Annotated in this window: 18 protein-coding genes; 14 read left to right on the plus strand and 4 right to left on the minus strand. The window is 63.8% G+C overall.

Features of this window, described 5'->3' with window-relative positions:
- The first annotated feature begins 45 nt into the window (after positions 1–45).
- The 8 genes from J2X45_RS10550 (at position 46) to J2X45_RS10585 (ending at position 12,137) form a co-directional block, all read left to right on the plus strand.
- Entirely contained in the window at positions 46–417 is a 372-nt protein-coding gene (locus tag J2X45_RS10550) for a VOC family protein (protein ID WP_310214350.1), read from the plus strand.
- Positions 418–645: 228 nt separating this feature from the next.
- Positions 646–1,809, plus strand: coding sequence for a DNA replication/repair protein RecF (recF, locus tag J2X45_RS10555; protein WP_310214352.1), 1,164 nt, complete (start codon positions 646–648; stop codon positions 1,807–1,809).
- Entirely contained in the window at positions 1,806–4,271 is a 2,466-nt protein-coding gene (gyrB, locus tag J2X45_RS10560; RefSeq protein ID WP_310214354.1) for a DNA topoisomerase (ATP-hydrolyzing) subunit B, read from the plus strand. The genes recF and gyrB overlap by 4 nt, the downstream gene beginning before the upstream one ends.
- Positions 4,272–4,480: 209 nt before the next feature.
- Complete coding sequence (locus J2X45_RS10565) at positions 4,481–5,551, plus strand: methyl-accepting chemotaxis protein (protein ID WP_310214356.1); 1,071 nt, start codon at positions 4,481–4,483, stop codon at positions 5,549–5,551.
- 432 nt (positions 5,552–5,983) lie between these two features.
- A complete protein-coding gene (locus J2X45_RS10570) occupies positions 5,984–6,613 on the plus strand; it encodes a hypothetical protein (protein WP_310214358.1) in 630 nt (209 codons plus the stop codon).
- A 71-nt stretch (positions 6,614–6,684) separates the two neighbouring features.
- Positions 6,685–7,953 carry an outer membrane beta-barrel protein gene (locus J2X45_RS10575; RefSeq protein ID WP_310214360.1) on the plus strand — a complete coding sequence of 423 codons (1,269 nt, stop codon included), beginning with the start codon at positions 6,685–6,687 and terminating at the stop codon, positions 7,951–7,953.
- Positions 7,954–7,999: 46 nt separating this feature from the next.
- Entirely contained in the window at positions 8,000–10,219 is a 2,220-nt protein-coding gene (locus J2X45_RS10580; protein WP_310214362.1) for a polysaccharide biosynthesis tyrosine autokinase, read from the plus strand.
- Positions 10,220–10,253: 34 nt separating this feature from the next.
- Positions 10,254–12,137: an O-antigen ligase gene (locus J2X45_RS10585; protein WP_310214365.1), complete on the plus strand. Its 1,884-nt coding sequence runs from the start codon at positions 10,254–10,256 to the stop codon at positions 12,135–12,137.
- Here the strand turns inward: J2X45_RS10585 and J2X45_RS10590 are convergent.
- A complete protein-coding gene (locus tag J2X45_RS10590) occupies positions 12,131–12,745 on the minus strand; it encodes a sugar transferase (protein ID WP_310214368.1) in 615 nt (204 codons plus the stop codon). The genes J2X45_RS10585 and J2X45_RS10590 overlap by 7 nt on opposite strands.
- A gap of 237 nt (positions 12,746–12,982) precedes the next feature.
- On the opposite strand from J2X45_RS10590, the gene J2X45_RS10595 reads away from it, so the two are divergent.
- Positions 12,983–13,126: a hypothetical protein gene (locus J2X45_RS10595; RefSeq protein ID WP_310214369.1), complete on the plus strand. Its 144-nt coding sequence runs from the start codon at positions 12,983–12,985 to the stop codon at positions 13,124–13,126.
- A 153-nt stretch (positions 13,127–13,279) separates the two neighbouring features.
- Here J2X45_RS10595 and J2X45_RS10600 read toward each other — a convergent pair whose 3' ends face one another.
- Positions 13,280–14,065 (minus strand): transglutaminase-like cysteine peptidase, encoded by a 786-nt coding sequence (locus J2X45_RS10600; RefSeq protein ID WP_310214371.1) that lies wholly within the window; start codon positions 14,063–14,065, stop codon positions 13,280–13,282.
- Positions 14,066–14,328: 263 nt separating this feature from the next.
- On the opposite strand from J2X45_RS10600, the gene J2X45_RS10605 reads away from it, so the two are divergent.
- Together J2X45_RS10605 and J2X45_RS10610 are read left to right on the plus strand one after the other, a co-directional pair.
- Positions 14,329–15,117, plus strand: a complete 789-nt coding sequence (locus tag J2X45_RS10605; protein ID WP_310214374.1) for a metallophosphoesterase family protein — start codon at positions 14,329–14,331, stop codon at positions 15,115–15,117.
- 84 nt (positions 15,118–15,201) lie between these two features.
- On the plus strand, positions 15,202–15,798 hold the full coding sequence (locus J2X45_RS10610; RefSeq protein WP_310214376.1) for a polysaccharide biosynthesis/export family protein: 597 nt from the start codon (positions 15,202–15,204) through the stop codon (positions 15,796–15,798).
- Between the two features lie 378 nt (positions 15,799–16,176).
- Here J2X45_RS10610 and J2X45_RS10615 read toward each other — a convergent pair whose 3' ends face one another.
- Together J2X45_RS10615 and J2X45_RS10620 are read right to left on the minus strand one after the other, a co-directional pair.
- Positions 16,177–17,418, minus strand: a complete 1,242-nt coding sequence (locus J2X45_RS10615; RefSeq protein WP_310214379.1) for a hypothetical protein — start codon at positions 17,416–17,418, stop codon at positions 16,177–16,179.
- 82 nt (positions 17,419–17,500) lie between these two features.
- Entirely contained in the window at positions 17,501–18,367 is an 867-nt protein-coding gene (locus tag J2X45_RS10620; RefSeq protein WP_310214381.1) for a hypothetical protein, read from the minus strand.
- 132 nt (positions 18,368–18,499) lie between these two features.
- On the opposite strand from J2X45_RS10620, the gene J2X45_RS20325 reads away from it, so the two are divergent.
- From J2X45_RS20325 to J2X45_RS10630, 3 genes are all read left to right on the plus strand, one after another.
- The gene (locus J2X45_RS20325; protein ID WP_404980043.1) at positions 18,500–18,844 is read left to right on the plus strand and encodes a helix-turn-helix domain-containing protein; all 345 of its coding nucleotides are present in this window, start codon (positions 18,500–18,502) and stop codon (positions 18,842–18,844) included.
- 463 nt (positions 18,845–19,307) lie between these two features.
- Complete coding sequence (locus J2X45_RS10625) at positions 19,308–20,189, plus strand: SMODS domain-containing nucleotidyltransferase (RefSeq protein ID WP_310214383.1); 882 nt, start codon at positions 19,308–19,310, stop codon at positions 20,187–20,189.
- Positions 20,189–20,716: a hypothetical protein gene (locus J2X45_RS10630; protein ID WP_310214385.1), complete on the plus strand. Its 528-nt coding sequence runs from the start codon at positions 20,189–20,191 to the stop codon at positions 20,714–20,716. Before J2X45_RS10625 ends, J2X45_RS10630 begins: the two co-directional genes overlap by 1 nt.
- The last annotated feature ends 242 nt before the right edge of the window (positions 20,717–20,958 follow it).

The following is a 20,958-nucleotide window of genomic DNA, read 5'->3' on the forward strand; positions in this document are numbered from 1 at the left end:
GGAGACGCGATAAGGTCCGTTTCATATCAAAACGGGAGGCGGCCCATGGCCAAGCTCAACTATGTGACGGTCGGATCGAACGACCTGCCGAAGGCCAAGGCCTTCTACGATGCGCTCCTGGCCTCGGCCGGTTTCAAGCCGCTGTTTGACCACCCGTCCGGTGGCCGTCTCTATCGTGGCGACGGCTGCATGTTCGGGGTCCTGGGTCCGCACGACGGCAATCCCGCTTGCGTCGGCAACGGCATGATGGGCGGCTTCGCTTTCGATACGACCGCAGAAGTGGACGCCTTCCACGCCAAGGCCCTGGAACTGGGCGCGGTCTGCGAAGGGGCGCCGGGCGAGCGCATGCCGAAGGCGTATTTCGCCTATTTCCGCGACCTGGATGGCAACAAGCTGTGCGGCTACAAGCTGGGCTGACGTCACCAAGGCAGGCGGGGTCTTAATTCACGGCCATGAACAGGCCTCGCAGTGATTTCGCCATTGTCTCGCCACAGAGTGGCGGCGAGCTTGGCCGTGGCGGGGCCTACATGTCGCGCAAGTCTCCGGAGGGCCATTCCGAGGCGGACCCCGCTCCAGCGTCCTCGACTGGAGCGGGCGTCTCGGCCCTTCTAGCCCCGGGCGGCGACACCCCTTAAGAACGCCCGCATGGCGTCGGCCGCATTGCTTTCCCTGACCCTGACGGATTTCCGGTCCTACGAGCGCGCGCGCCTGGAGACGGGGGGGCGTAGCGTCTACCTGTTCGGCGCGAACGGCGCGGGCAAGACCAACCTCCTCGAGGCGATCAGTCTTCTGAGCCCTGGAAAGGGCCTGCGCGGCGTGAGCCTTTCGGAGGTCGGTCGGCGAATGCCAGGCGAGGCGGCGGGCCGTGCGTGGGCGGTCACGGCCGAAGTCCAGTCGGGCGAGGATGCGCCGGTCAGAATTGGCACCGGCGTGGAGCAGGGGGGAGCGGCGCGCCGGACCGTGCGGCTTGACGGCGAGACCGTGCCGCCGGGGCGTCTGGCCGACCATGTCCGACCCATCTGGCTGACGCCCGCTCAGGACCGGTTGTTTCTGGAGGCCGCCTCCGAGCGACGACGCTTCTTCGACCGGCTGGTTTTTGCCGGTGAACCGGCGCACGCCGCCAACGCCAACGCCTATGACAAGGCCCAGCGCGAGCGGATGCGACTGCTGATCGACGCCGCGGAGACCGGCGCACCGGCCGACTCGGCCTGGCTGACGGCGCTGGAGGCTCGACTGGCCGAATTCGGCGCCCTGCTAGCCCAGGCCCGGGCGCGGACGCTGACGGCGCTCCAGGGCGAGATCGATGGGCGGGGAGACCGGCCGTTCCCCCTGGCGAGACTGTCCCTGACCGGGGAGTGGGAGCGCATGGCGCTGGAGGGAGCGGCCTTCGCCGAGATTGAGCGCAAACTGGCCCAGGCCTTGGCCGCCGCGCGCGCGCGAGACGGGGCGGCCGGCCGAGCGCTGACCGGTCCCCATCGGGGTGATCTGGCCATCTTCCACGTCGAGAAGGACCGCCCAGCGGCTGAATGCTCGACCGGCGAGCAAAAAGCCCTGATTTTGAACCTGGTTTTGGCCCAGGCGGCGCGACTTTCGCGTGCGGAAACCGCGCCGAATCCTGTAATATTGCTCGACGAAGTCGCTGCGCATCTCGACCTTACCCGGCGAGCCGCTCTGGCCGACGAACTCACGGCGCTCAAGCTCCAGGCCTTTCTCACCGGCACGGACGAGTCGCTGTTCGACCATCTCAAGGGTCGGGCTCTTGGCGTTCGCGTGGGCGACGCCGGCCTGACGACTCTGGAAGACGAATGACCGAGAACACCGAAGACCAAGTTCCCGAAGGCTCGACCCCGGAAATGACGACCGAGGAAGCCGCCGCCCAGTATGGCGCGGACTCGATCAAGGTGCTGAAAGGCCTCGACGCCGTTCGCAAGCGCCCCGGTATGTATATCGGCGACACCGACGACGGCTCGGGTCTGCATCACATGGTCTACGAGGTGGTCGACAACGCCATCGACGAGGCCCTGGCCGGCCACGCCACCAAGGTCCAGGTGATCCTCAACGCCGATGGTTCGGTGACGGTCACCGACGATGGGCGCGGCATCCCGGTCGACATGCACGAGGGCGAGGGCGTTTCGGCGGCCGAGGTCATCATGACCCAGCTGCACGCCGGCGGTAAGTTCGACCAGAACAGTTACAAGGTTTCGGGCGGCCTTCATGGCGTGGGCGTCTCGGTCGTGAACGCCCTGTCGGACTGGCTGGAACTGCTGATCCACCGCAACGGCAAGGTCCACCAGATGCGGTTCGAGCGCGGCGATGCGGTCACCTCGCTGAAGGTGACTGGGGACTCCCCCGTGCGGACCGAGGGGCCCAAGGCCGGCGAGACCTTGACCGGCACCGAGGTGACCTTCTTCCCCTCCAAGGACACCTTCGCTTTCATCGAGTTCGATCGGAAAACGCTGGAGCATCGCCTGCGCGAGCTGGCCTTCCTGAACTCGGGCGTGACGATCTGGTTCAAGGACCACCGCGACGTCGAGCCGTGGGAGGAGAAGCTGTTCTATGAGGGCGGCATCGAAGCCTTCGTGCGTCACCTCGACAAGGCCAAGACGCCGCTCCTGAAGGCGCCGATCTCGGTCAGGGGCGTCAAGGACAAGGTCGAGGTCGATCTGGCCCTGTGGTGGAACGACAGCTACCACGAGCAGATGCTGTGCTTCACCAACAACATCCCGCAGCGGGATGGCGGCACGCACCTCTCAGCCTTCCGCGCGGCCCTTACCCGCATCATCACCAGCTACGCCGAGAGCACCGGCATCCTGAAGAAGGAGAAGGTCAATCTGGGCGGCGAAGACAGCCGCGAGGGCCTGACCTGCGTGCTGTCGGTCAAGGTGCCTGACCCCAAGTTCAGCTCGCAGACCAAGGACAAGCTGGTTTCGTCCGAGGTGCGCCCCGCGGTTGAAGGCTTGGTGTCCGAAGGGCTCTCGACCTGGTTCGAGGAGCACCCGAACGAGGCCAAGGCGATCGTGACCAAGATCGCCGAGGCCGCCGCCGCCCGCGAGGCCGCCCGCAAGGCCCGCGAGCTGACCCGCCGCAAGAGCGCGCTCGACATCACGAGCCTGCCCGGCAAGCTGGCCGACTGCTCCGAGCGCGATCCGGCCAAGTCCGAAATCTTCATCGTCGAGGGCGATTCGGCCGGCGGCTCGGCCAAGCAAGCCCGTAACCGGGACAACCAGGCCGTCCTGCCTCTGCGCGGCAAGATCCTGAACGTCGAGCGGGCCCGTTTCGACAAGATGCTGTCGTCCGACCAGATCGGCACGCTGATCACCGCGCTGGGCGCGGGCATCGGCCGCGACGACTTCAACCCGGACAAGGTGCGCTACCACAAGATCGTGCTGATGACCGACGCCGACGTCGACGGCGCGCACATCCGCACCCTGCTACTGACCTTCTTCTACCGGCAGATGCCTGAGCTGATCGAGCGCGGCTACATCTACATCGCCCAGCCGCCGCTCTATAAGGCCAGCAAGGGCAAGTCCTCGCGCTACCTCAAGGACGACGCCGAGATGGACGCGTTCCTGGTCGACGAGGGCGTCGACGGCGCTGAGCTCGATCTCGCCTCCGGCGAACGGATGACGGGCCAGGACCTGCTGGCCCTGGTGCAGACCTGTCGTTCGGCCAAGGCCAATATCGACCGCTTGGCGGCTCGCGCGCCGGCGAGCGCCATTGAACAGGCCGCGCTTGCGGGCCTGCTGGGCGAGGCGCCGGACGCCAAGGCTGCGGCGACGCGGCTTGACCTGTACGCCGAGGAGGGGGACGGGCCCTGGAGCGGCGAGCGTGGCGACACCGGCTTTGTCTTCAGCCGCGTTCGCCGGGGAGTCTCCGAACGGGTGGTGCTTGACGATGTGCTCCTGCACGCCGCCGACGCGCGCCGCCTGGCCGAACGCGCCGTCAAGCTGGCCGAAATCTTCTCGGGCCGCGCCGTATTCCGCCGCAAGGACAAGTCGACCACGGTGCGCGGCCCGCTCGACCTGGTGAACGCCGTGCTGGATGCGGGCCGCAAGGGTTTGACCATCCAGCGCTACAAGGGGCTGGGCGAAATGAATCCCGATCAGCTGTGGGAGACCACGCTGGACGCTGAAGCGCGCACCTTGCTGCAGGTGCGGGTCAATCATGCCGACGACGCCGACGACATGTTCAGCCGTCTGATGGGCGACCTCGTCGAGCCGCGTCGCGAGTTCATCCAGGAGAACGCCCTCGACGCTGAGGTCGACGTCTAAGGCTAAGCTTTGCGGCTAAGCTTCGCCGCAAGTGTTTGTTCCCTGAGCGCCGGGCGCCCAATGGACGGGCGACCCGGCGCTTTGTTTTCCAGAAACGCCCGTTTCACCTTGGTGATCCGGTCTGAACGCATCGCCGCGCCGTGACGGGGGCGTCATCTTGCAGTCTTCGGCTCGATTCGGTCGAAAGTTTGCTTTGGGGCGCGTAGATCATGGAACAGGACGCCAGTCTTCGTCCGGAACGGATCCTGGATCTGTCGGAACGGCTGTCCAGCGTGGCCGGGGCCAAGATCGGCGAGATCGCCCGCGTCAACCGCGCAGCCAAGATGCTGGCGATCAACGCCCTGATCGTCGCCGCCCGGGCCGGCGAGGCGGGCAAGGGCTTCGCCATCGTCGCCGAGGAGTTCAAGAAGATCTCCACCGAGATCGACGCTGTGGCGGCCGCTCTAGAAAGCCAGGTTCGGTCAGACCTCGACGAACTCTCGGCGATCGGCGGCGCGATCCTGGGGCACATGCGGGGTCAGCGCCTGGCGGACCTGGCCCTCAACGCCATCGAGATCGTCGATCGCAATCTCTATGAACGCACCTGCGACGTGCGCTGGTGGGCGACAGATTCGGCCGTTGTCGCCTGTTTGGCGCAGGGCGAGGATCCGGCCGCGAGGCGTCACGCCAGCGACCGTTTGGGCGTTATTCTCGACGCCTACACTGTCTATCTCGACCTCTGGATTTGCGATGCGCAGGGGCGGGTGGTCGCCAATGGCCGTCCCGGGCGCTATCCGAACGTCGTTGGCCGTTCGGTCGCGGACGCGCGATGGTTCCGCGACGGTCTCCGCACAGCGACCGGCGATGACTTCGTGGCGTGTGACATCGAGCGCAGCGCCGCCTTGGGTGACGCTCCCGTCGCCACCTACGCCACGGCGATCCGAGCGGGCGGTGAGGTTGGCGGACGCCCGTTGGGCGTGCTGGGCGTGCACTTCGATTGGCGCCCCCAAGCGCAGGCGGTGGTCGATGGCGTGCGCCTTACGCCGGAAGAACGCGAGCGCTCGCGCGTGATGCTGTTGGACGGCCGCGGCCGAGTGCTCGCGGCGTCCGACGGCCAAGGCGTGCTGACGGAGACGTTCCCGCTCGACACCTCAGCCGGGCCCATGGGCAGCTATGCGGACGGCGACATGACGGTGGGTTACGCGCGTACGCCCGGCTACGAGACTTACCAGGGTCTGGGGTGGTACGGGTGTCTAGTGCAAGCCCGGGCGGTCGAGGGGCGCAGAGACGCCGCCGCCTAGCGATCCATAGCGCTATGACGGCCTGTAGCCTAACGGCGCCGCGAAGCTCCGCGTCGACTATGCTTTCATTCGACGCCCCTACCGGCGGGCCGAGAAGCGTCCTTGCGGAATTTTTGAACTATTTTTTCGCTCCGAAAGCGAATTCGTTCAGAACTCTGGCGCCCGCGCTGGATTCAGGATGACATTTGTTGTCTTGCCAGCGTCATCATGTTTGTATAGCGCATTCCCGGCCCGTTGTTTCAGTCGCTGGACACAACCAGTGCGACGGACCGGTCTGGTCATTCGACTAGATGAAGACCCAAAGTTCTTTTTCCGGGTGGGGAATTGAACCGCGAGTGTGTTCTTTGGGAAACGCCATCGTTGTGAACTGACGGTCGTGGCGTATCCAGAGTAGAGCATTTGTTTAATTTGTCCTAAGAGGACGACGTTCAATTGGAGGGAGCAGTCATGGCTTCTAACCGTTTCCGCGCCGTGGCGATCAGCCTGGCTGTTGCGATCGCGCCGTTGAGCGCTGGTCAGGTTCTGGCTCAGGCCAATCAGGCCCCAGCTCCGGCCCCTGCGACTGAGCCCTCGCCGCAGGCTCTGCAGTCGGCGATCGCCGGCGCCGCAGCAGCGGCTGCTGCTCAGCCTGGCTTTGCCGCGCTTTCGCCGGCCGCCAAGCTGGCCGCCATTCAAGCGGCTGTCGCCGCCGCCCTCGCGGCGACGGGTGCTTCCCCCGCCGCGATCGGCCAAGCGCTGGTGGCGGCTGTTGCGAGCGGCGTCGTGAACGCCGGTGTCGCCGTTCAGGTCGCCGCTGCGGTCGCGCCGCAGGTCGCCGCGAGCGTCGCCCAAGCGCCGGCCGTCCAAGCAGCCTTGGCGCAGAATAGCCAGAGCGCGACTGTCACCACGACCGCCGCGACGACGCCGGGCGGCGCGCCGAGCGTCCTGGTCAGTCTTCAATCTACAGCCTCGACCAGCACGGGCGGTGAAGCGGCTACGGGTGGCGCTGGCGGCACCACGACTACGACCACGCCGGCGCCGTTTGATCCGTGCGCGGGCGTCAGCGCCGCGTACTGCGGCTAATAAACTTGTCTTGAGGTCGACCGGCGCGTCACGACGCGCGCCGGCGGCCTTCAATTTGGTGGGGATATACCATGCGAATTCTAACGTGTTCGGCCATCGCGGCCTGCATCGCGTTGAGCGCGCCGCAGATCGTGCAGGCGCAGGATCTGGGGTCCAGCTTCAGCCGCGACAAGAACGTCAGCGTCCGTCAGCGGCCGCGTCCGGACTTTGAAGCCACGGGTCAAAAAGCCGGCGGGTTCACAGTCTATCCGCGCGTGACGGTCGACCTCGAGCACAACGACAACATTTACGCTGTCGCTGCGGGTAAGACGAGCGATGAAATCTGGCGCGTAAAGCCGGAACTCGCCGTGCGCTCGGACTGGTCGCGTCACGCCCTGGGCTTCTTCGCCGGCGGCAATGTGATCCGCTACGCCGACAACGGTAGTGAAGACGCCGAAGAGTTCACCGTCTCGGCCAACGGCCGCATCGACATCGAGCGCGGCTCGAACCTGACCGGCTCGGTGCAGACCCAGCGTCTGGTCGAGCCGCGTACGGCCCCGACCTCGCCGGTCGCCGCTGGCGCTCCGGTGAAGTACGACCTGACCTCGGGTTCGGCATCGCTGGTGAAGGAGTTCAACCGCCTTCGTGTGACGGGCCGCGTGGATAACCGCGACTTCAACTACAAGGACGTTGCGAACATCGCCGGCACCGGCGTGGTCGATCAGGACTTCCGTGACCGCAACGAGCTGACCTACGGCGCGAAGGCGGAGTACGCGGTCAGCCCTGACACCGCGATCTATGCGACTGCGACGGGCAACAAGAAGGACTACGACACCAACGTCGCCACTCAGGACCGTTCTTCGGACGGCTATGTGATCGGCGTCGGCGCCAACTTTGACGTTTCCGAAGCGATGCGCGGTGACGTCCAGGTCGGTTATATGAAGCAGACCTACGACAGCGCCGTTTTCAACAAGATCAGCGGCTTCAACGCTAAAGCCAATGTCGAGTGGTTCCCGACGCAATTGACCACCGTTGGTGTCAATGCATCGCGCTCGATCGAAGAATCGACGGCTCCCGGTTCGCCCGGCTACATCGCCAACGCCGTCGGCGCTTCGATTGACCACGAGCTGATGCGGAACGTGCTGCTGTCGGCGAACTACAGCTACGGCAAGGACGCCTACAAAGGCGTGGACCGCGACGACAAGCGTAACAACTTCTCGGCGACGGCGACCTATCTCGTGAACCGCCGCGTGGGTCTGTTCCTGACCTACAACTACCTCAAGCAGGACTCGTCGGGCGCTCAAAAGGGCGCTTCGTTCAAGGACAACAAGCTGGTGGCTTCGGTCGCCCTGCAGTTCTGATCAACGTCCACGAAACGGCAAGGTTTGCCGGTTACTGAGAGTAGTTATGGACGGCTCCAGGTTTGAAACTTCGAACGCTCCGGTGAATGACACCGGAGCGTTGTCTTTTGATCTGAACATTGCGATCGCGACGTTCAGGCGGCGCTTCAGGCTGTTCGCAGCTGTGGCGGTGGTGGTGTTTGCGGCGGTGGTGCTGTTCACCCTGCAGCAGACTCCGAAATACACGGCGATCGCTCAGGTGATGCTCGACGTGCGCAAGGAGCAGGTCACGGACATGAGCGCCGTGCTCTCCGGCCTGCCGGCGGACTCGTCGGTTGTCGACACCGAGGTCGAGGTCCTCAAGTCGCGTTCGCTCGCCGCGCGCGTGGTCAAGGAACTCAAGCTCGATCAGGATCCCTACTTCAATCCGTATCTGCCGAACGCGAAGGGCGCGGGCGCTCTGCTGTCGTCCGTGCGCAAGGCGGCCACGCCGCTCGATAAGGTCGATCCTGTCGAGCTCCAGCGTCGGAACGAGCGGGTCGTCGACAGCGTCCTGGATGGGCTGAAGGTGCGGCGCGCCGGCCTGACCTACCTGATTTCGATCGAGTACACGCACGAAGACGCTAAGCGCGCTTCGGAACTGGCCAATGCGTTCGCCAACCTGTACCTGACCGAGCAGCTTGAAGCGAAGTTCGACGCGACCCAGAAGGCCAATGAATGGCTTGATACGCGGGTTGCGGAACTCCGTGACCAGGTGCAAGCCGCCGACGCGGCTGTTCAGCAATACAAGATCGCCAACAATCTGCTCAGCGCTGAGGGGGCGACCCTGACGGAGCAGGAGATCTCCAGCCTGAACCAGCAGTTGGCGCTCAGCCGCGCGTCGCAGGCGGAAACCGACGCCCGACTGAACATCGCGCGTCAGCAGTTGGCCCGGGGCAGCACGGGTGAGGATGTCGGCGAGTCTCTGAACTCGCCGGTTGTGCAGCAACTCCGTAAACAGCGATCCGAGAAAAGCGCTCAAGTCGCCGATCTCGGCGGGCGTTATGGCGATCGCCATCCCGATCTGCTGAAGGCGCGGCGCGAGCTGGCCGACATTGACGGCCAGATCCAGGCGGAAATCCGCCGGATCATCTCCAATCTCGAGGCCCAGGCCCAGGTCGCGCGTCAGCGAACCGGTTCTGTCGCTTCCAGCGTCGCGGCCTCTCGCGGGACGCTCGCCGGCAACAACCGCGCCGCCATCGGCCTGGCTGAACTGGAGCGGAAGGCGCAGTCGGTCAAGACGCTCTACGAGACGCTGCTTGCGAGGTTCAAGCAGACGACGACCCAGGAGGGTATCGAGCAGGCGGACGCCCGCGTGGTTTCGCCCGCGAAGATCCCGACGCGTCCCAGCTATCCGAAGCCGAGCTTGAACTTGGCGCTCGGTCTGGTTCTGGCGCTCGGCGCCGGCGTCGCCGCCGTCGTGCTGGCGGAAATCCTGATGGCGGGCCTCTTCACCGAGGATGAAGTCGAGCGTCGACTGGGCTTGCCTTACCTTGGCGCGGTTCCCAGCCTTGGCACCACGGTTGATGATGCTAAGACGCTCAAGGGCATGACGCCGCCGGATTATCTTCTGGCCAAGCCGCTCTCCAGCTTCGCCGAGAGCCTGCGCAAGCTCCGGGCGTCGATCCTGTTCTCGAAGGTCGGCGAAACCGTCCAGGTGATCGCGGTGACGTCCTCGCTTCCGGGCGAAGGCAAGACGACCACGACCTTCTCGCTGGCGCGCACCCTTGCGACCTCCGGCGCCAAGGTGATCGTCGTCGACTGCGACCTGCGACAGAGCGCGATCAGTCAGTTCCTCAAAGAGCCGGCCCAGGTCGGTCTCTTGGAGGTGCTCAACGGGGTGGCGACGCTCGACCAGGCCATCATCAACGATGAAAGCGGCGCTCATATCCTGCCGCTGGCCAAGTCGGCCTACACCCCGCGCGATGTTCTCGGGTCGTCCGCAATGCTCCGCCTGCTCGGCGAACTGCGCGGCCGCTACGAGATCGTCCTTCTCGACACCGCGCCGCTGCTCGCCATTGCGGACACGCGTATCCTGGCTCCCCACACCGACGCCATGGTGATGCTGGTCCGTTGGAAGAAGACGCCGGTGAAGGCTGTTCAATCGGCGCTGGCCTTGCTCCAAGGCACGCGCGCCTTCATCGCCGGTGTCGCCCTGACCCAGATGGACCTCAAGGCGCAGTCGCGTTACGGCTACGGCGACTCCTACTACTACTACGCGAACTATCGAAAGTACTATGCGGACTAAGGCGACCGGGGGCGGGGCCTTGCCCTCAAGAGGGATGGCCCGAGCCCGAAAGCTGAAGACCTCGGAGGGCGCCGCTATCGGCGCCCTCGTCGCATTGGTGTGCTTCGAAGTTGTCGCCTTCGGAGCCACCGAGCATGCGGTTGGCCAGGCCTTTGCGGCCCTGCACGCCCTCTTCCTAGTCGTCCTGCTGACCAGTTGCGCGTGGGCGCGGAAGGTCGCCGCGGGAATGGGGTCAACCACGCTCTGGGCGGCGTTCGCCGCGCTGATGCTGGCCGTGGGCTGGGCGCTGACGCCGTTCGGCCCGGGCGGCGCTCACCCAGTCTGGCAATATGTTGCGGCGGACGGCGGGTCCCTCACGGTCGATCGCTCCGCGGTTTGGCTGAGCTTGCTGCGCCTTTGCGGTCTGGCCTGCCTGTTTCTCGCGGCCCAGATCATCGGACAGTCCGAGACGCGGCGGCGTTCCGTATTTTGGCTTCTTCTCGTCACCCTGGGCGGTTATGCGGCCCTGGCCATCATCCAGCATGTCAGCACGCGTGCGACCGGGCGCCTCACCGCGACCCTGATGAGCCCGAACACGGCCGCCACACTGATGGGCATGGGCGTGGTCTTTTCGACGATGTACGTGACCCAGTTTCTCCAGAGAGCCGGCGGCGCGGTCAGGCTGGACAAGCTCCCGCTCGATGCGTCTGTCAGCCTTGTGCTCACCGCCGTCTTCGCCGTCGCCCTGGCCCTGACCGCATCGCGAGCCGGTCTGTTCTCCACCATCGTCGCGCTCGCGGTCCTGCTGACATCCCAGGTTATCGCCCAGGGCAAGAAGGTCCGCGTTGTCGCGATCGTCGGTGGGGCCGCGGCGCTCCTGGTCGCCGTTGGGGTCGCCATGCGCAGCGCCGAGCTTACTACGGCGCGATTGGAAAACCTGGATGGTGACGTGGCCGTGCGCCAGGCGATCTTCGCCGCCCATTGGGACGCCTTCGTCGCTGCGCCATGGTTTGGCTACGGCCTGGGGTCTTTCCCGGCCATCAACCAGCTGTTTATGACCAGCGAAAATCTGCGGGTGCTGTTCGATGTTCGAGCCACCCACAACCTCTACCTTCAGTGGCTGGAGGAAGCGGGTGTGGTGGGCTCTGTCTGCATGCTTGGGCTCCTGGGTCTGATCTTGTGGCCCATCGCGCGTGGCGCAGGAAGGCCGGGGACCGCCAGCGCGATCGCGCGGGCGGCGATCGCTGCAACGGTTCTGGTTCTCTTGCACGGACTTTCCGACTTCGCGGTCCAGACCCCGGCCATGCAGGCGCTGTTCGCCGTCGGGCTCGGCGCGCTCACCCCGGTGGCCGGTCAAGCCAAGGCCGCTCGCATCCAGGCGCTCCGAGTGATCGGCGTCTTTGGCGGGATTAGCCTGATGGCTTCGGCGCTGGTGGCCATCCCCATGGCCTCCGCGCGGTTTGGCGGCGACCTGTCGTGGATGCCGACGGCTCCGAGCGAAGTCCTCGCCGCCAGCATCGAAAAGGGGCTGGCCTCAACGCCGCAGGATGTCGCGACCTTGGAGCGGCTGGAGGCCCTTAGCCGTCGCGAACTTGCCATGCGTCCGGGCGTCGGCGCAGCCTGGCTGCGGAACGCAGCCGTCGCTTTCGCGCGTAAGGACCTCGCCACCGCGAACGCGGCCTTGTCGCGCTCCTATGCCGTCGCTCCGCTGCAAACCAGCGTGTTCATGGCCAGAACGCGCATCGCCTACGAGCATTGGGGCCTTTTGACCCCCGAAGTCCGCAAGCAGGTTATGTATCAGGCCGGTGTCGAGTACAAGCGACCTGGGGGCGACAGGCGGCTCACGGCTTTGGCCAATAGCATCCAGGACCCGAGCGGCCGGATTGGCCTGGCCTTCTTCATCGTCGCGCAGCGCCTGGCCAAGGCCTCGACTCAATAGGCGTTGTCGGTGACCAGAAGGCTCGGGATTGTCATGAGAACGATCCTGAAGTCGCGCCGAAGCGACCAGGTCTGGATGTAGTCGAGATCCGCCTCGATCCGCTGGCGCATGGCGTCAACGGTTTCAGTGCCGCCGCGGAGACCTTTGACCTGGGCCAAGCCTGTCAGACCTGGTCGGGCCTGATAGCGGGCGTAGTATTCTGGAATCCGCGCGCCATAGTAGGCGTCATGGGCCGTGGCATGGGGCCTTGGCCCCACCAACGACATGTCGCCGCGCAACACGTTGAGGAGCTGAGGTAGTTCATCGATGCTGGTCGCCCGGAGGAGGCGACCCACGCGTGTGATACGATCATCCCCTCGCTGCGCCTGCATAACCTCAGGGCCATCCTCCCGGCAGCGCATGGTGCGCAGTTTCAAGATCTGAAACGGCGCACCGGCCAATCCCCCTCGTGTCTGGCGAAACAGCGCGGGACCGGGGGACTCGAGCCTTATGGCGATCCCGGCCAGCAGGAGAAGCGGGGCGAACAGAATGAGCAACAGCGTGGCGGCCGCGATATCAAGGACTCGCTTGCGCAAGTCGCGGGCTACACGAGGGAGCGGTCCTGGCATGCCTGGCGCCAAGAGTTGGGAACAAGGCTCCCCGTTCACCAAATTATTCCTTATCTTCCCCACCAAGTTGCAGACTGGTTTCCAGTTCCGCCTGCGCAGGCTATCGCAATCGTCCGAGAGCGTCGCGGCCAAAATCAAAAATGGCGCTTAAGAGTGTTAATGCGCGATAGACCTTATTCTTTCACGGGCTCTTAGCTGCGCTGAGTTTACATCAACAGCAAGCAGGAGTGCTGTCTGATGATCGACGCCGAAATGTCCTTCGCCCATGTGTCGCCAGCGCCCAGGCGGCGCCTCGCGCCGCTTGTCGGTCTAGGCTTGGCTGCGGGCCTGTCGGCGGGCCTCTGGGCGCTGCTGGTCATTGGCGCCTTCAGGTTCATCTGACCGGATCCAACCACGGCTTTCTCCGGAATTCAAAAACACCCGCTCCAGCCATGGGGCGGGTGTTTTGCTGTCTCAGTCGCGCCGAGGAAAAAAAGCCCCCGAGCTATCGGCTCGGGGACTTTGGCGTCTAGATGAAGGGAGTGGCGCGAGACCCTAAGCGGCGCTCGTCCACAAGGCGGTGCCGGGCACTTGCCGCTGCACCCAGCGATAGTTCAGATCCGCCCACGGCGTGGCCCAGGGCGTGAGGTTGTCGAGCACCCAATCGCCGCTCTTCAAAGACACCATCAACACCGCATGGCCCTCGCCGCGGGCCGTAACCGCGACGGCCAGGGACAGGGATGACTCGGGGACGCCGGCGGCGATCAGCTGGCGCCTCTTTTCAAGAGCGAAGTCCTCGCAGTCGCCGTAGAGCTTGCCATCGATCAGACGCGGCAGCGCCCAGTATTCTTCCTGGCCGTACAGATCGCTGTCGTTGGCTTTCCTCACATCGCGATTCACCTGCTGATTGACCTTGTTCAGCAGTTTCATCTGGTCGCGTTCGTCGTGGTCGTACCAGGTCGGGACGGCCTTCGACTCTTCGAGCGACGCAAAGGTCCGGGGCAGGCCGGCGGCCACGAAGTCCTCGACAGGTCCGACGGTGTACGCCTCGATCGTTTCCACTGCCGCCAGTTTGAGATCGGTGTCGCTGGCGTCCGCGTTTAGGCTCATCGACGAGGTCTGGACGAAGGTCTGGCGGTTCTGGCCGCCGAGGAAGGCGAGTTGGGCCGCGGGAAGTCCGCATGTCTCAATGTCGCGACGGCAGAGGTCCGCGAAGCCGGCCGGCGCGCCAATGCCTTCGCCGCGCGGCATGAACGAGGCGGCGCCGGCCTCGGCTTGGGTGCTTGCCATCAAAGCGGCGACGCCGATGAGCCCCATAACAATGTTTCGCGGCTTGAACATGCTGACCTCGCTGTGTTCGCGAGGTCAATATTCATGATGTGTCCGAAAACGAGCTGAATTTAGATGGTATAATCTATGTGTTTGACTGTAATGAATTTGGAATTTACCAAAACAAAGTTGGAATTTACTTGGTAAATTGGGGGGAAATGATTGTGATGAATTGGAGGTTAATTCGTCGGCTTTCGGTTGAACGCTGGCGCCCCCTAAGGCTAAACTAGGGCTCCTGCTCCAGGCGGCGTCAGGTCGCTCACGTGACGAGTTCGATGTTCAAGGCCCTATTCCGTCCCAAGCAGAAAGAGCGCCGCGCGGTCTCGACCGGAGGGCGGGTGCTCTATGCCGTCGGCGACGTGCATGGACGGCTGGATCTTCTCGACGGATTGATCGCGCGTATGACCGAGGATTATCGCGCCCTCGGTCGACAGGATCCGCCGGTCCTGATCATGCTCGGCGACTATGTGGACCGCGGCGCGCAGTCGTCTGGCGTTATTGACCGTCTGATCGCGCTGAGCGGACAGGCGGCGGATGGAGGCTTCGAGTTCCGCGCCCTCATGGGCAATCACGAGGAAACTCTGCTGCATTTCCTTGATGATCCGCAGGCCGGGCCGTCATGGGTGGAGTACGGCGGCGGGGAGACCATGGCTTCGTACGGCGTGCAGCGCCCGGTGGGTCGTGCAGAGCTCGAGGTTTGGGAACAAACGCGGCTTGCCTTCCGCAACGCCTTTCCGCCGCAGCATGAACAGTTCTTGCGGCGTCTCGAATTGATGGCCGTCTATGGAGACTACGTCTTCGTGCATGCTGGCGTGCGGCCGGGCCTGCCGCTCGAGCGGCAGGTCGCGGCGGACCTTTTGTGGATCCGCAACGAGTTCCTGGACAACGCCCACGGACTGAAGGCCACCGTGGTGCACGGCCATACGCCCGTCGAAGAGGTGTTCGTCGGTCGCCAGCGTATCAATGTCGATACAGGCGCCTACGCCACGGGCGTGCTGACCGCTGTTAGACTTGATGGCGGCGAGCCCAAGATCATCCAATTTAGTAAAGGGCGAGCGGCTTAGAGTTCGCCTTGTTCATCGCGCGGTCACGTGCGATGTGGCATTGCAGTTCCCAGGTCTGACAAGTCCGAGATGAGACGCTTTACCATGATCGGTTTTTCGAAACTCTCCCGCGCGTTCGCCATGCTGGCGGCCGTGGTTTTCATGATGGTCTCGACGTCAAGCGGCGTAGCCCATGCCCAGTCCGGCGCCGAGCCTGCGGCGACGGCCGCCAACGCGCAGGCGATGGACTATCTGCTGGGGCCGGGCGACAAGGTGCGCGTAACGGTCTACGGCGAGGAATCGCTGTCCGGCGAATTCTTCGTGTCGGGCAGCGGCCTGATGTCGTTGCCGCTCATCGGCGAGATCAAGGTTGGCGGCATGACCGTCGGCCAGTTCCAGACAGCGGTGCAGGACAAGCTTAAGGACGGCTACCTGAAGGATCCGCGCGTCAGCGCCGAGGTGCTCACCTTCCGCCCGTTCTATATCCTCGGCGAGGTCGAGAAGCCCGGCACGTATCCGTATACGTCCGGCCTGACCGTGCTGAACGCCGTCGCGACCGCAGGCGGCTTCACCTACCGCGCCGACAAGAAGAGCGTCTACATCAAGCGCAATGGCGACACGTCCGAGAACAAGGGCGAGTTGAAGCCTTCGACGTTGGTTTCGCCCGGCGACACGATCCGTATTGGTGAGCGCTTCTTCTAGTCGAAGCACCCGACCGAAACGCAAAGGCCCGGCGGACACGTCGGGCCTTTTTTTCGCGGCGCGCGGTCAGGCCAATTCAGAGTCTTTAGAGAAACTGGCGCACCCGACACGATACGAGGGTGCGTCTTCTTCTTGTAGAGGCGTATTGGAAAGATTGAGAAAATCCCTGCTTCCCGCTTCGAGTTTCGGAGGCGCTGTGTAGCACCCTGTGTAGCAGTGTGTAGCAGTTTTGCTCCCTGAGTTTCTTGGGGGGAGAGGGGAGGGCCCTTAGAGGGCTTAATGGGCGGCTGAGTAGCTGAGGTCCCGGCCAGACTGGTAGGTTGGGGAGCCCAGAGCTTTGAGGGCTTTTCCCGGCCTTGGTTTCCAACTTGTCCATGGTCATGCGCCTTCCCGTTGGTTGCGCCCGCCCAGAACAATCTCACGCCGAAGACGGTGAAGCTCTGGCAGAGCATCGGCTGTGGCCTTCAGCAGGCCCCTTCGCTCCTCCGATGTCCGCAAGCCACTGTACGCTAGGACCAAGTCGTCGACGTACACTGTAAGGCTGTCCAACTGAGGCGAGGATACCCGGCTCGATAGCCTTCCCCCCTCCACCGCGAAGACGGCCTCGAACAAGGCTCCGCGCCGATCTGACGGCGACACCTGCGTCAAAGCCTGGGCGATGCCTGGCAGCGCCATCAGCCGGATGATCGCGGCTTGGCCCTGACGTGTGTGCATGTCGTAAGCCGACGAGAGGAGCTTGCCGATCCCAGGATCGTCGGGAAGTTCACCGGGTAAGAAGCGCAAGTCAGCCTCGTCCTGCTGAATGACCTGCCACATCGGCAACAGGGAGGCGTGCATACAGCCCCCGCCCCGGATCGCTGCTCGGTCGGCGATGTAGCAGAGGATAAGAGGCATACCGCTCGCGACCATCAGGCTCATCAGCCTGTCGCGAGGCCTCTCATTCCACTCGGGAGCGTTGAGGTTTGGAAATCGCTTGGTCCCCGCCAGCATCCAGGTCGCAGCCATGCGATCCACCAAGGGCCGGTCGAGATCGAGCGCCCAGGCGGCTAGGTCCTCGTCCAACCAAGAGGCCATGACCTCAGTTTGCTGATGCCGGTCCCTGTCGAAATCGACGGCGAGGATCAGGTTGCAGGCCGTCCGATCCTTGGCTCCGCCAGCGAGAGCCTCGGCGAGCCACACCGCCGATTTCAATTCTCCCGCTGATCGTCGAGCAACGTGGTTCCCCATGAGCGCCAAAGTCCAGGCCACGGCTCGGAGGTTGCCCAACAGCACGTCCTCAATGGCGCAGACCGCTAGGCGCTTGCGAAGGTAAGCTGGATCGACGGCATGGCAGGCATGGGCTGCGCGCATAGCAGCAGCGACATCGCCCCGTCGAATTGCCTTCTGAAGCGATGAGGCCAGACGCCAGCGATCCTCTCGATCCGTTGCCGTGGGAAGCCCCTCCGGCATTACCCATTCGGACATGACCCGAAGGGCGTCCTCGGAAAAGAAGTCGTCCAGGCCCCGCAGAACATGGGGGGCCAGAGCACCGTCATCGCCAAGGGTCGCGGGGGTAGCCGGAGTTAGAAGGCGGGGCTGACCTAGCGACTGTAGGTCGGCGGAAAGGAGGTTGTAGAACACGCTTGCCTCTAAGGATGTTGACCACCCAAACTCTGGCAAGATGTTGTTTTTGTTCAAAAAGTATTTCGATAGGTGGCCTTGATTAGCCAACGATTTCACGATCAGGCGGAGCGCCTAGGCTGTACTGGGCTCCACGGCCGTCCGGTATCCAGCGGTAGCGGGCGATGTCGAACCGAAGGCGCAGCAGATCAGCTCCGACCACATCCTGCGCAGCCTTGATGTTAGCGTTGCTGGCGAAGAGGCCGCCGATGTACTCAATCGTTCGGCCGCTCCCCTTCACATCAATGTCCCTCTCCCACAGCGTCGATTTCGAGAGCGAGCGATAGGCCTTCCTGAGCTGGGGGAAGACTTGTTCCTGCTTTGCCGCCAGCGCGGCCTCGAACTTGGCGAGCTTCTTCCTTTGGGCGTCGTTCAACTTCGTTCCTCGGCCCTCACGGACCTTAGCCGCCATTCGCTCGATCTCGCCCAAACGTGCCCAGACATCTGGCATACTGTCTGGTGGAGCGGTGGAGATCGCTTCGACTGATGCCATCAGGTGATCGTCGATCTGAAGCGCGAACCGTGCGCCATCGTCCATAGCGGCATACTCATCGACTAGCCGCTGAGCGTCGGTGTCGGCCGCGAGCCTATTGGTCTGAGGCTTCACCGCCTCTGCTATAGAAACGGGATCAGGAGTGAGCGCCGCCTGAACACCAAATCCAGCGACTACGGCTACAACAGCCGCGATCGGTGGAGCCCATACGGGCGGCTGAGCTTTCTCCCGGACGTATGCCGCTGTCGGCGGCAGGATCAGAAGCCCCGCGAATAGAAACCCAATGCCCGCGATACGCCCTTCAGGGATCGCGAGGACCAGGGCCGCTGCATTGATCAACAGGATCGTCCCCACAATCCAGGCCGCGATCCGGCCCAGCTTGGCTCCCCATTTCGGCTGCTCTTCGGTGCTCGACATGCGCCCTCCGCAAATTGATACGAACTCATACTTCTTGTTTTGCAACTGATTGCAATGAGAGTTCCTGTCGCTGGACCGCGATGCACGTGAGCTTGCGCCCGTAGTTTCAATACGGGTCGAGCCAATAGACGCATGGCGGGTTTGCGCACTCAGGTCGGCTTAGCCATCCGTCATCAGCGCAAGATGAAGGGGTGGAGTCAGGCCCAGCTAGCGGAGAAGATCGGGCGTACGGTCGAGACCGTGAACAAGATTGAGCGCGGATTATCGGCTCCGAGCTTCGAAACGCTCGAGGCCTTGTCGCGGGTCTTAGGCGTGCCGGTAGGGACGCTGTTTTGGGCCGACGGCTTGGGGTCAGCCGGTGCTGAAACGGATTCGCTTCAGCGTCTGGTGGCGCGTCTGTCGGTGTTGGACAGTGACGATATCGATTGGGCGGACCGCCTTCTGAGCCTAGCGCTAGCCAGAAAAGTTAGGCGTTAGCCGAAGCCGCAAGCTGACTCATCGCTTCCGTTGGGAAAGTCTGCATCCGGGCGACTAGGTTGGTGGTCGCGAAGGTATCCGAAGCGATCGCAAGCGATGAGCTGAAGCGTGGCTAGGGGCGCAACAAGACATCCCAGGTCGCGAGCGCCAGGACCGAGCCCAGCAAGGCGATGACGGCAAGGCCCGTCCAGCCGATGGGCGTGAGGAGGCGGGCGGTCGGGCGAAGGCGTGGGAGCACGGGCCCAAGGGTAGGGACGCCGTTCGCGGCGGCGCTAGGCTGGAGCAAGACTCGCCACAGGCTTCCGGAACCCAGCTAAGGACTGAGAATTGAAGGCCAATGCCGCTGTTCCCGAGGGGACGCGATGGTTCCGTCGCGCCCGGAACGATTGTGGAACATTGATCGGGCGCGGTAACCGGTGCAACATGCCAGCCTTAAGCTTGCGGGCGCTGTTTCAAGAACACGATGTGGGTCGCGGTCACTGAACGGTTTCGTCGTCTCGATGTCGCGCTTCTCGCCACGAACGAGCAGATCACCGACGCCAGAACCAAGATCGCCGGCATCGTTCGGTGCCTGAACGCGGCCTATTACGACCTCGCCTCGGATGTCGATCACGGCCGTCTCGTCGGATCTTGGGGCAAAGCCACCCAGATCGTCCATTCCGAGGACGTGGATCTGCTGTTCGAGTTGCCGTTCGCGACCTATCAGCGGTTTGCCGCCTATGCCGGAAATGGTCAGTCGGCGCTGTTGCAGGAAGTCAAAGGCGTTATCGAGGCCCGCTACCCCAACACGCGGCTGCGAGGCGACGGCCAGGTCGTGGTTGTCGGCTTCAACAGTCTCACCGTGGAGGTGATTCCGGCCTTTCCGACCGTCGCAGGGCAATTTCAGATCTGCGACACCCACGACGGCGGCTTTTTCAAGCTGACCGACCCGGCCGCGCAAGTAATGGCGCTGGACGTCTCAGACCTTCTGAAAAACGAGAATGCGCGGCGGCTTGTTCGCATGCTGAAGGCCTGGAAGCACATCTGCAATGTCGGGATAAAATCGTTCCAGATCGAAATTTTGGTCCCCGATTTCCTCAATCAGTCGGCTTGGGCGAACTACGGCTTCTTCTACTACGACTGGCTCGTGCGTGATTTTTTCGCTTTCCTTCTGTCCAGGACCAATGGCTGGGTGTGGGTCCCGGGGACAAACGAAGTGAGCGCCTTGGGCGAGGGCTGGGCGCCGGCGGCGCGGCGGGCCTATGAGGCCGCCGTGGTCGCCTGCGTCCATGAGCGTGACGATCGTGTTGGCGAAGCGGGGGATGAATGGCGCAAGATCTTCGGACAGGCGATCCAGAGGGACTGATGGCTGACCGCAAGGCCGAAATTGTGCGCGAATGCCTGCGTCAGGAGGAGTCGTGTCTTTACACCTCAACGGCCCTCTACCACTGGCTCAGGTCCGTGCGGTTCTGGAACCGCGCTTTCATCGTCACGCCCATCATCCTGGGCGGCTTGGCCAGCTATGGGGCGCTGAAATCGCAAAGTCCGGTGATCGCTGCGGTCTTGACCCTGGTGGCGGGCTTCTTTCCGGCGATCTACGATAGCCTCAAGCTCAAGGGCCATGCCGACGATATCGCGCGGCAGGCCGCTCAGTTCAAAGTGCTACAGGATCGCTTCCGTCAGGCCGCCCGGATCGGCGCGATCGGCGACACCGCGGCGCTGGAAACCGAATTCAACGCGCTCATGGATCGCATGGATGACGCCCGGTCCGGCAGCCTGGCGATCCCGGCGAAGTTCTTCACCAAGGCCCAGGCGCAGATCAAGGGCGGCGATTACAGCTTCACGGTCGACGAACCTAAGGCTGAAGACGGCCCCACAGGCCGCGCGCGCTAATTGGATTGCGCCCTGATGATCTGTCGAGCGTCCAGCGGCAGCCTGATGGTGGTCGCAGGCTCGGCCGCAAGCAGCAATTGGCCGATGCCGCGCCAGTCACTCAGGCCGCCCAGGGAGGCTCTGATCGATGGCGCGGTCAGCGCCGGCTGTCCGTCGTCAGGACATTTGGCGCAGATGAGGACGTAAATTAGCGGAGAGCGGGCCTCGTCTGGGGGTTGATGTTAGGCGGCGAGCTTGCGGTG

Origin of the sequence: Caulobacter sp. BE264, from assembly GCF_031457805.1 — a bacterium.
Classification (GTDB): domain Bacteria; phylum Pseudomonadota; class Alphaproteobacteria; order Caulobacterales; family Caulobacteraceae; genus Caulobacter.